Below are 10,405 nucleotides of genomic sequence, written 5' to 3'. Positions count from 1 at the left end.
GATGTCCCGCCGTATGTCGCAGGATCAGGCAGATGCCACCTTTCCAGAAGCCGAGAGGACGGTCCGGGTCTTCGAACGGACGCGTGGGGTGCGTGATCACGGCTTTTAAACCGCATCCCGGCCCACGACGCCGACCCGATACACCGGGGTGACGTGTACCTCGTCACCCCGGATGCTGGGCCATGTAGCCTATATGGTTATAAATGTCAAGATATGCGGCGCAGCAGGTGCAGCCTTGCCTTGCCCACATCGCGGGTGGCGTCGGCCTCGAAACCCTTGATCGAGACATTCTCGCCCTTGCCCGTTTCAAGGCTGACCCAGGTGCCTTCGCCAATCCAGCCGAGCCGCGTAAGCTTGTCCACCGCGACCTGACCGGCGCCGGTATCGTAGGGCGGGTCCAGCAGCACAAGGTCGAGGTGTTCCTTCGCCGTGCCCAGCGCCATGACCGACGATGCGCGAACATCGCTGCGCGGCTGGGCCTGCAGGTTGGCGATGTTCTTGCGAATCGCCCGGATGGCGGCTGCGTCCTGATCGACGAACAGGCAGTGCGCCGCCCCGCGCGACAGGGCTTCCAGTCCCAGCGCGCCCGATCCGGCGAAAAGGTCCGCCACTTTCAGCCCCTCGAAATCGCCGAGGCGGCTGACCAGCATGGAGAACAGCGTCTCGCGCGTGCGGTCGGCGGTGGGGCGGGTGGTGTCGCCTTCGGGCGCGGCCAGCTTGCGGCCGCGCCACTCGCCCGCGACGATGCGCAGGTTGCCGCTCATGCTTGCGTTCTCGTGGGATTCTGGCCCGGCAGGCTCTTGCGGAAGTTTTCGAGATCGCGCTGCGACACTTCGCCGGCCATGCCCTTGGGCAGATCGCCCAGGCGGAAAGGCCCGTAGGCAGTGCGTAGCAGGCGGCTGACCTGCAGGCCCAGCGCTTCCAGCACGCGGCGAACTTCGCGGTTCTTGCCTTCGGTCAGCGTCAGTTCGATCCACTGATTGCGGCCGGTGCGGCGCTCCATGTTGGCGTCGATCTTGCCGTAGATCACGCCGTCCACCTCGATGCCTTCCATCAGTTCTTCAAGCTGTCCCTGCGTGATGTCGCCAAAGGTGCGCGCGCGGTAAGTGCGCGGTACGCCGGTGGCGGGCAGTTCCAGCTGGCGCTTGAATTCGCCATCGTTGGTCAGCAGCAGCAGCCCTTCGGTGTTGAGATCAAGACGGCCGATCGGCATCACGCGCCCGGTCCCTTCGGGCAGGGCGTTGCGCAGCGCGGTGTAGATCGTCGGGCGACCGGCGGGATCGCGCTCTGCCGTGATCAGGCCGGAGGGCTTGTGGAACAGGAACAGGCGCGTGCCTTCGGCTTCGGCGATCGGGTTGCCGTCCACCGTCACGCCGCGCAACGACGTAAGCACGGTGGAGGGCGTTTCGATGAGCACATCGTTCAGCGCGACGCGGCCCTCGATGATCAGGCGCTCCACCTCGCGGCGGCTGGCGACCCCTGCGCGGGCGAGCAGCTTGGCGATGCGTTCGCCTTCGCGCGCGGGCAGGGTGGGGTCCTTGGGCGTCGGCGCGGCTGCGCGCGGCGCGGCGCCGGGCTTCATGTTCGGGCGCGAAGCCTGCGGGCGGCCTGCATTGCCATAGGCAGGGCGAGGGCCGCGATCCGACCCGAACCGGTCGCCGGGGCCGCGTTCGTCACTGCGGGGGCGATAGCCGCGTTCTCCATCACGACCGCCGTCGCGCCTGGCGTCACGCCTGGCGTCACTGGGGCGCTCCGCACGGGGGCCGCCGTCACGTGCCGAGCCGCTGCGATAGGCGCCGCTGCGCTGGCCGTCTTCGCGCGGACGATCACTGCGGGGGGCATCACCGCGAGGACGGTCACTGCGCGGACGATCGCTACGGGGACGTTCGGCTCCATCACGCGGGCCACCGTCGCGCGCATTGCGGCGGGGAAACTCGCTGCGGAAATCCTCGCGGCTGCCGATGCGCGGGGCTTCCCGGCGTCCGCGTCCACCGCGCGAGCCCTGAGCGCCCTCGGCAGGGCCGTCATCGCGTCCGCTGCGGCCACGCGCGCTGCCGCTGCCGGCGTTGTAGCGCGGGCCATCTCCGCTCGACGACCCGCCGCGCGAAGACCCGCCACGCGGACCTCCGCCGAAGGAGGAACCATCGCGGGAGGAACCGCTACCGGAATTGCGGCCACGGCCGAAGGAGCCGCCGGACTTGCTGGGAGGTTTGGACATTCCTGCGCCCATACCTGTTGATCGCGCCTTCATCCAGCCTTCCCTTCACGCAGGACTGCGTTAGGGTTCCGGCGTGATGAACGAGAAGGTATCCTGATGTCCGAAACCGCCGCTGGGCCGAAGCCCGGCTGGAGGGCCGTGGGCCGTGCGCTGGGCAATCGCAAGACGGGCTTCATGGCCGTTTTCGGCTTTGCGGCAGGACTGCCTTACTCGCTGCTGCTGGGTACGCTTTATGCCTGGCTGTCGGACGCACATGTCGACCTGGAGACGATGGGCGTGTTCTCGCTCATCGGACTTGCCTATGCTTTCAAGTTCCTGTGGTCGCCCGCGCTCGACCGGCTGAACCTGCCGGTGCTGAAGCGACTGGGGCGGCGCAAGCAGTGGATCGTGACCGCACAGATCCTGCTCGGCGCGATTCTTGTCACGCTGTCGCGGCTCGATCCGGTGGCGGCGCTGGGGCTGTTCTCGCTGCTGGCGGGCATCGGCGCATTCGCCTCTGCCACACAGGATATCGCCATCGACGCCTGGCGGGTAGACGTAGCGGACGATGTGGCGACGATCGACATGCTCTCTACTGTGTTCCAGATGGGCTATCGCACGGCCGCGCTGGTGGGCGGTGCGGTTTCGCTGATCCTGGCAGATCGCATCGGCTGGCCGACCGTGTTCCTGACGATGGGCGTGATCCTGCTGGCGGCGGGCGCGATCTGCCTCTTCGCACCGGATACCAACGCCGAAGCGCAGGAAGCCCGCGCCGATGAGGCATCGGGCGAACTGCGCTCGGCGGGGCAACTGTCCCCCGGCGTCCGAACAATCGCGCTGGGCGGTGTCGGCCTGCTGTGGGGCTGGGCGCTGGTGACGGTGGTGATCTTCATGATCCGCTCGCTCGGCAGCGACCCGGCACAGCGCCCCGATGCTATGGAGTTCGTGGCGGGTACCGGCCCGCTGATCGTGCTGGCGACGATCATGCTGCCATCGGCCATCGCCGCGGTACTGGTCTACCTGCAACGCAAGGGACGGCACCTGCTGACGGTCGATGCGCCGGATCAGGGCATGGGCGGACAAGCGCTGGACCACCTTTATCGCGCGCTGATCCTGCCGCTGACCGAACTGGTCGGCCGGATGGGCTGGGGGCTGGTCCTCGCGCTGGCGCTGGTGCTCACGTACCGCATCTGCGATTCGATCTGGGGGACGTTCGCCTATCCGTTCTACCTTGGCGAACTGAAGTATTCGAAGGACGAAGTCGCCATCGCGTCCAAGTTCTTCGGCGTCGGCGCGATCGTGCTGGGCCTGGCGCTGGGCGGCATGCTGCTGACCGTGCTGGGCCGCATGGCGACGCTCACGCTGGGCGCGGTGCTGGCGGCGGTAACGAACCTGCTTTACGCCGACCTTGCCCTTGGCGGCGCACGCATGGCCGTGCTCAGCGACGTGCTGGGGGTGACCTGGCTGGTCGAGCATCTGGGCGGCGAGCCTCGGCTTGGCGCGCTGATGGTGACGATCGGCACTGAAAACCTTGCCACCGGCATTGCGGGCGCGGCCTATATCGCCTGGCTCTCCTCTATCGTGTCCAAGCGTTACAGCGCGGTGCAGTATGCGCTGCTGTCATCGCTGACGCTGCTGGTCGGCACGCTCGGGCGCGGAGCGCTGGGCCGGATGATCGAGGAGCAGGGTTATTACCGGATGTTCGTGCTGGTCACCTGGATCGGCACCCTGGCTATCGTGCTCAGCCTGCTGGAATGGTGGCGAACTGCTCGCAGTTCTACCAACTCAGCAGTTTAGTCGGGCAACTCGCCATTGGCGCCCAGCACGGCTCCTGCCAGGTAGAGCGAGCCTGCGATCAGCACTGCGCGGGGCTGGAGTCGTTCGAGTTCGCGCAACGCGGTGGACACATCGGGCGCGGTAGACGTGGGGAGCGACCAGCCTGCGAACGCTTCGGGCGGATGGCAGTCATGGCCGGGGACCGGCACCAGCGTCACGCTCTCCACCAGCCGATGCAACGGATCGAGCAGCGCCCCCGGATCCTTGCCTGCGATCATACCAAGGATAAGGTGCGGCGCGATTTCGTGCGCGCGCAGGAACTTTTCCAGCGCGAGGCCGGCATCCCGGTTGTGCCCGCCGTCGAGCCAGACCGGGGTGCCGGGGACGAGCGCGGTGAGCGGCCCTTGCCCCAGCAATTGCATGCGCGCGGGCCAGTGCGCGGCGCGGATGCCTTCGGCGAAAGCCTGCGGATCGATCCTCAGCACATCCTGCGCGCGGAGAATAGCGGTGGCGAGCGCGGCGTTGTCGGCCTGATGCGCGCCGGGCATCGTGGGTAGGGGCAGCGTCAGCGCGCCGTGGCTGTCTTCGTACCAGATCGCGTCACGGGTGGCTTGCGCCTTCCATTGCGCATCGCGCGCGAGTAGCGGCACGTCGTCAGACGCGGTCAGCGACTGGAGGAAGGCAACGACTTCCGGCGGGTAGGACTGCGTTACCAGCGGCACGTGAGGGCGGCGGATACCGGCCTTCTCGAACGCAATGCGGGTAAGCGGTTGCGTGGGCGTGCCGTCTTCCGGTGCAAGGAGGAAGCGTTCGTGATCGATGCCCAGCGTGGCCATGCCGCAGGCCAGCGGTGCGGGCAGGACGTTGGTTGCGTCGAAGCGGCCGCCAAGGCCGACCTCGATCACGCAGACGTCCGCCGGATGGCGTGCAAAGGCAAGGAAGCTGGCCGCGATCGTGGTTTCGAAGAAGCTGACTTCAAGGCCGTCCGCCGCGTCGAGCACTTCGGCCAGCAGGCCGGCAAGCTCATCGTCGCTGACCAGTTCACCGGCGATGCGGATGCGTTCGTTGTAGCGCACCAGATGCGGGCTGGTGATCGCGTGGACCTTGTAGCCCTGTGCTTCAAGGATCGCGCGCAGGAAGGCGCAGGTCGATCCCTTGCCGTTGGTGCCCGCCACGTGAAAGGCGGGCGGGATGTTCAGGTGCGGGTTGCCAAGGCGTGCCAGCAGGGTACGGATCGCGTCCAGCCCGATGCGGCCCTGCGGCAAGGACAGCGCCGCAAGGCGATCGAGCTGCGCTTGCACGGCAGGTGCGTCAGACACGGCGAAGTCTTTCATGATGTCCTCTGCAGCGTCCTGCGCGGCCAGCCGTAGAGCGCAGGTCAGGCGTTAATGCGCGCCGAATGGACAGCCTCGGCAAGCGATGCGGTGTAGTCCTGAAGCGGGCCGGGCGCGCTATCGCCATGCTGCTTGACGATCTCGACAAAGGCAGAGCCGACGACGACACCGTCGGCAACCTTTGCAATCGCTGCGGCCTGTTCGGGCGTGCGCACGCCGAAGCCCACGGCGACGGGAATGTCGCTGGCGGCCTTGAGCCTTGCTACGGCTTCCTCGATCGAACCTTGCGCGGCCTGCTGCATGCCGGTGATGCCCGCGACCGAGACGTAATAGAGGAAGCCCGAGGAGCCATTCAGTACGGCGGGAAGCCGCGCCGCGTCGGTCGTCGGCGTGGCAAGGCGGATCAGCGATACGCCCTTTTCGCGCAGCGCCGGACCAAGTTCGGCATCCTCTTCGCTGGGAATATCGACGCAGATAACGCCGTCGACGCCAGCCTTCGCGCATTCGTCGGCAAACCATTCGGGGCCGCGGATGGTCATCGGGTTGGCATAGCCCATCAGCACCAGCGGCACGTTGGGATGACGCTGCCGGAACTCGGTAGCGATGCGGAAGATATCTGCCGTGCGCGTACCCCTGGCCAGCGCGCGCAGGTTCGCTTCCTGGATCGCAGGACCGTCCGCCATGGGATCGGTGAAGGGCATGCCCAGTTCGATCACGTCAGCCCCGCCCGCGACCAGCGCGTCGAGGTTCGATGCAGTGTCGCCGTCGCCTGCGGTGATGAAGCAGACGAGCGCGGGGCCTTTTGCGAAAGCGTTTGCGAAGCGGGTCATCAGGAGAACAGCGTCTTTCCGGAATAGCGGAGGATGGCGGCCGTCAGGCCGACGTATACGGCGATGTAGGCAAGGCTGATGGCGATATCGCCCCAGCTTCCCCGAAAGGCGAAGGCCCAGTAATAGCCCGCGCCCGAAAGGTCGAAGGAGCGTCCCCGGACAAGGTCGGCAAAGACCTTGATTGCCGGGAACACGGCCATCCAGAGCATGGCTGCGTCGATCAGCGACCGTTGCCAGCCGCCCTTTTTCAAAGCTCGACCCCCAGCGCCTCGGCCACCGTAAAGATGTCCTTGTCGCCGCGGCCGGAGACGTTGACGACAAGCAGCTTGTCCTCGTCCATCTCGGCGGTGAGCTGGGGCAGGGCGGCAAGGGCGTGGGCGCTTTCCAGCGCCGGGATGATGCCTTCCAGCGCGCAGCACAGCTGGAACGCTTCAAGCGCCTCGCTGTCGGTGATCGGCACGTAGCGCACGCGGCCGGCTTCATGCAGCCACGAATGTTCGGGGCCAAGGCCGGGATAGTCCAGCCCTGCGCTGATCGAGTGGGCTTCGGTGATCTGCCCGTCTTCGTCCTGCAGCAGATAGGTCTTGTTGCCGTGAAGGATACCCGGCTTTCCGCCCGTGAGCGATGCGGCGTGCTTGTCCGTATCGACGCCGTGCCCGCCGGCCTCGATGCCCACCATCGCGACTTCGGGGTCGTCAAGGAAGGGGTGGAACATGCCGATCGCGTTCGATCCGCCGCCCACGGCCGCCACCAGCATGTCAGGCAGGCGGCCTTCGGCCTCCAGCATCTGCGCGCGGGTTTCGGTGCCGATCACGCTCTGGAAATCGCGCACGAGTTCCGGGTACGGGTGCGGGCCGGCGGCGGTGCCGATGATGTAGAAGGTGTCGTGAACGTTTGCGACCCAGTGGCGCAGCGCCTCGTTCATCGCGTCCTTCAGCGTTTCCGCGCCGCTGGTCACCGGCATGACTTCTGCACCCAGCAGCTTCATGCGGAAGACGTTGGGCTTCTGGCGTTCAACGTCTTTGGCGCCCATGAAGATCGTGCAGGGCAGGCCGAACCGCGCCGCGACGGTGGCGGTGGCGACGCCGTGCTGGCCCGCGCCGGTTTCCGCGATGATCTTGGTCTTGCCCATCCGCATGGCCAGCAGGATCTGGCCGATGCAGTTGTTGATCTTGTGCGCCCCGGTGTGGTTCAGGTCTTCGCGCTTGAAGTAGATCTTCGGGCCCTTGCCCTTGGGCGCCAGCTTGCGGAAATGCTCGGTCACGCGCGGGGCGGGGTAGAGCGGGCTGGGGCGGCCGACGAAGGTCTTGAGCAGATCGTCAAACTGCGCCTGGAAAGCCGGGTCCTGCCGCGCGGCGCGATACTCTTTCTCAAGATCGAGGATCAGCGGCATCAGCGTCTCGGCGACGTAGCGGCCGCCGAACTGGCCGAAGTGGCCCGACTCATCGGGATACGAACGCAGCGAATTGGGGCTTTGAACGGTCATGCAGCGGCGATTGGCAGACCCCCCCGCGCTTGTCCAGACGCCTTGCAGGCGGCGCCGCGCTTTGGCGGTGCGGCGCCAGAAATGCGCGACCTTGTCAAAGCGGTGGTGCCCAAGCCGTGGTGATCACCAGGTGGATATTCAATTGCAAACAATGCAACTTGAATCCGGGCAAAAGCACCTAACGCCAATAAACTGCAGTTTTGTGACGTTTTGAACGATTCCAAGAATTTATCGTTCATCTGACGGAAAGGTGACGGGGTCCAGCGGCGGGAGCGTTCCCGGTGATAACCCCGATGAGGGTCGGGATCGCAGGAATACTTGGAGTTATAAAATATGCGTATTGCACTTGTTTCGCTCGCCGCGGTTGCTGCCGTGGCCGCTGCCACTCCCGCCCTGGCCAACGAAGTCCGCGTCGAAGCACGCGGCGGTGTGATCTGGGACGGTAGCGACAGCGAAGCAACTGTTGGTGGTGCGATCGGTTACGACTACGATCTGGCTCCGGGCCTGTTCGTTGGCGTGCAGGGTTCGGCCGACAAGATTCTGACCGACAACACCCGCGTTTCGTGGGGCGCCGGTGGCCGCATCGGCATCGAGCCGCGCGACGGCACCAAGGTCTACGCGCTGGCCGACTGGCAGTCGAAGAACTGCAAGTACTGCAACAGCGCCGTGGGCGTTGGCGGCGGCGTCCAGCAGGACGTTGGTTCGCGTTACTACGTGAAGGCTGAATACCAGCACCTGCTGGTTGGCGACAACACCCCCGACGCCGATCGTGGCCTCGTGGGCGTGGGCGTCAAGTTCTGATCCACGGGATCTAAACTGATCGCTGTGCCAATGTCACCGTGGGCTCAGCGTAAGCCAGGAAAGGGGCGGTCCGAAAGGGCCGCCCCTTTCTTCATGCGATGCTGCGAACCGCTGCGCAGAAGGCCGCGATGCGCTCCTCGTCCTTTACGCCGGGCGCGCTTTCCACGCCCGAGGACGTATCGACCAGCGGCGTTCCGGTAACGCGGATCGCCTCTGCCACGTTCGCCGGGTCCAGGCCGCCCGCCAGCCCCCATGCCAGCGGTCCCTTCCAGTTCGCGACGAGGCCCCAGTCGAAGCTGAGGCCCATGCCGCCGGGCAGCGTGCCCTTGGGCGTCTTGGCATCGAACAGGACAAGGTCGGCCGCCCCGGCATACGCGTCCGCGCGCGCAACGTCGGCCGCTGCGGCGACCGACAGGGCCTTCCACACCGGAATGCCGAACCGCGCCCGAAGCTGGGCCGCGCGCTCGGGCGTCTCGGAACCGTGCAGTTGCAAGGCATCGAGCCTTGCCGCGCCCACCGCATCGGCCAGCAGGGCATCGTCGGCATCGACGAACAGGCCGACACGGCCGATCCGTCCTGCCGCACGGTCTGAAAGCTGCGCTGCCTGCGCAGGGCTGACCGCGCGCGGGCTCCTTGCGAAGAACACGAAGCCCACATGCGCCGCGCGGCCGCGGATGGCAGCCTCCAGCGAATCGCCGGTGCTGATACCGCAAATCTTGATTGCCGCTGTTGGCATATGCGCGCCTTGCCCTAAGCTGACGCCCTGCATGAATGAAGGACGCAAAGTGAATCGATTGGGCCGCTATCTAATGCCATTCGTTGCAGCGGCAATGCTTGGCGGCTGCAGCATGAAGGAGGTCATCGGCAAGGCTGACGCCGAAGTCGTCCGCTTTCACGAAGAGCTTGATGCCGGGCATTCGCAGGAAATCTGGGAAGCCACCGGCGCGGACATGCGCAAGGCGACCACGCGCAAACAGTTCGTGGCCTTGCTGGACGCGGTCCATCGCAAGCTTGGCAATGTGAGGTCGAGCAAGCAGATCGGCTGGAACCGCAACGCCAGCACCAACGGCAGCTTCATGACGGTGACGAACCAGACCGTGTTCGAACGGGGCAGCGGCACCGAACAGTTCGTCTTCAGAAAAGGTGAAGCCGACAAGCTGGCGCTTGTCGGCTATCACATTCAATCAAACGAGATGATGGTGAATTGAGCCCGCATCACGGTGCCAGTTCGAATTGCACCGTCACGTTGACGTTCATCTCAAGCTCGCCCGCTGCGACCGGCGGCGGCGCAGCGGCGGCGACCATGTCGCGCGATTCCTTGCGCATGAACATCACCGGCTGGGGCGAATAGCCACCGCTTTCGCTGATCGAGACGATCCGCGCCACGCGCAGGCCCGATGCCTTTGCGTAGAGGTCAGCGCGCGCGCGAGCGGACTTCATGGCTTCAACCCGCGCCTCGTCCATCGCCGCTTCGGGCTGCGAGAGCATGAAGTTCGGACCGTTCACTTGGTTCGCCCCCGCCGTGACGAGCGCGTCGATCACCTTGCCCATGTCCTGCAGCTTGCGCTGGCGGACCGAGACCGAATTGCTGGCACGATAGCCGACGATGCGCTGCTGGCCGTCGTCTTCATACGAACCGTCGGGCAGGCGCTTGGGCTGGGCGTAGATCGGATTGACGTTGAGATTGCTGGTCTGCACGTCCTTGTCCGCGATCCCCGCGCGCTTGAGGGCAGCAATTACCTTGGTCATCTGCGCGGAATTGGCTGAAAGCGCCTCGCTGGCGGTGGTGCCCTGCGTGGTGACGCCCGCCGTGTAGCTGGCCATGTCCGGCTCACGCGTGGAGGAACCTTCGGCGGTGACGGTGAGCATGGTGTGCCCGGTCTCGATCGCGGGCGCAGGGGCCTGCTGGGCGAAGGCGGAAGGGGCGGATGCTGCCATGGCCGTGGCGGCAAGCAGGCTCAGGGTCTTCATAATGGGGTCG

Annotated in this window: 11 protein-coding genes; 3 read left to right on the top strand and 8 right to left on the bottom strand. The window is 66.0% G+C overall.

Annotation, left to right across the window (positions count from 1 at the left end; all coding sequences use genetic code 11):
• Positions 1 to 206: 206 nt before the first annotated feature.
• Both rsmD and A8V01_RS12430 read right to left on the bottom strand, forming a co-directional pair.
• On the bottom strand, positions 207 to 764 hold the full coding sequence (rsmD, locus tag A8V01_RS12435) for a 16S rRNA (guanine(966)-N(2))-methyltransferase RsmD (protein WP_103096174.1): 558 nt from the start codon (positions 762 to 764) through the stop codon (positions 207 to 209).
• Positions 761 to 2,218, bottom strand: a complete 1,458-nt coding sequence (locus tag A8V01_RS12430; RefSeq protein WP_103096173.1) for a pseudouridine synthase — start codon at positions 2,216 to 2,218, stop codon at positions 761 to 763. Before A8V01_RS12430 ends, rsmD begins: the two co-directional genes overlap by 4 nt.
• Before the next feature lie 96 nt (positions 2,219 to 2,314).
• On the opposite strand from A8V01_RS12430, the gene A8V01_RS12425 reads away from it, so the two are divergent.
• A complete protein-coding gene (locus A8V01_RS12425) occupies positions 2,315 to 3,994 on the top strand; it encodes an AmpG family muropeptide MFS transporter (protein WP_103096172.1) in 1,680 nt (559 codons plus the stop codon).
• Here A8V01_RS12425 and A8V01_RS12420 read toward each other — a convergent pair.
• The 4 genes from A8V01_RS12420 to trpB are packed head-to-tail and all read right to left on the bottom strand — an operon-like array spanning position 3,991 to position 7,623.
• On the bottom strand, positions 3,991 to 5,307 hold the full coding sequence (locus A8V01_RS12420; RefSeq protein ID WP_103096171.1) for a bifunctional folylpolyglutamate synthase/dihydrofolate synthase: 1,317 nt from the start codon (positions 5,305 to 5,307) through the stop codon (positions 3,991 to 3,993). The genes A8V01_RS12425 and A8V01_RS12420 overlap by 4 nt on opposite strands.
• 44 nt (positions 5,308 to 5,351) lie before the next feature.
• Positions 5,352 to 6,137 (bottom strand): tryptophan synthase subunit alpha, encoded by a 786-nt coding sequence (gene trpA, locus A8V01_RS12415; protein ID WP_103096170.1) that lies wholly within the window; start codon positions 6,135 to 6,137, stop codon positions 5,352 to 5,354.
• Positions 6,137 to 6,388, bottom strand: coding sequence for a hypothetical protein (locus A8V01_RS12410; RefSeq protein ID WP_103096169.1), 252 nt, complete (start codon positions 6,386 to 6,388; stop codon positions 6,137 to 6,139). The genes trpA and A8V01_RS12410 overlap by 1 nt, the downstream gene beginning before the upstream one ends.
• Positions 6,385 to 7,623 (bottom strand): tryptophan synthase subunit beta, encoded by a 1,239-nt coding sequence (gene trpB, locus A8V01_RS12405; RefSeq protein ID WP_103096168.1) that lies wholly within the window; start codon positions 7,621 to 7,623, stop codon positions 6,385 to 6,387. Before trpB ends, A8V01_RS12410 begins: the two co-directional genes overlap by 4 nt.
• A 333-nt stretch (positions 7,624 to 7,956) precedes the next feature.
• On the opposite strand from trpB, the gene A8V01_RS12400 reads away from it, so the two are divergent.
• A complete protein-coding gene (locus tag A8V01_RS12400; protein WP_103096167.1) occupies positions 7,957 to 8,424 on the top strand; it encodes an outer membrane beta-barrel protein in 468 nt (155 codons plus the stop codon).
• A 91-nt stretch (positions 8,425 to 8,515) separates the two neighbouring features.
• Here the strand turns inward: A8V01_RS12400 and A8V01_RS12395 are convergent, their stop codons facing one another.
• Positions 8,516 to 9,160: a phosphoribosylanthranilate isomerase gene (locus A8V01_RS12395; RefSeq protein ID WP_103096166.1), complete on the bottom strand. Its 645-nt coding sequence runs from the start codon at positions 9,158 to 9,160 to the stop codon at positions 8,516 to 8,518.
• A gap of 112 nt (positions 9,161 to 9,272) precedes the next feature.
• Between A8V01_RS12395 and A8V01_RS12390 the strand changes: the two genes are divergently transcribed.
• Positions 9,273 to 9,632 carry a DUF4019 domain-containing protein gene (locus A8V01_RS12390; protein WP_245892453.1) on the top strand — a complete coding sequence of 120 codons (360 nt, stop codon included), beginning with the start codon at positions 9,273 to 9,275 and terminating at the stop codon, positions 9,630 to 9,632.
• Positions 9,633 to 9,639: 7 nt separating this feature from the next.
• Here A8V01_RS12390 and A8V01_RS12385 read toward each other — a convergent pair whose 3' ends face one another.
• Positions 9,640 to 10,395, bottom strand: a complete 756-nt coding sequence (locus A8V01_RS12385) for an SIMPL domain-containing protein (protein ID WP_103096164.1) — start codon at positions 10,393 to 10,395, stop codon at positions 9,640 to 9,642.
• Positions 10,396 to 10,405 lie beyond the last annotated feature (10 nt).

The organism is Novosphingobium guangzhouense (assembly GCF_002896965.1).
Lineage (GTDB): Bacteria > Pseudomonadota > Alphaproteobacteria > Sphingomonadales > Sphingomonadaceae > Novosphingobium > Novosphingobium guangzhouense.
This window is presented reverse-complemented; position numbering and strand designations above follow the sequence as displayed.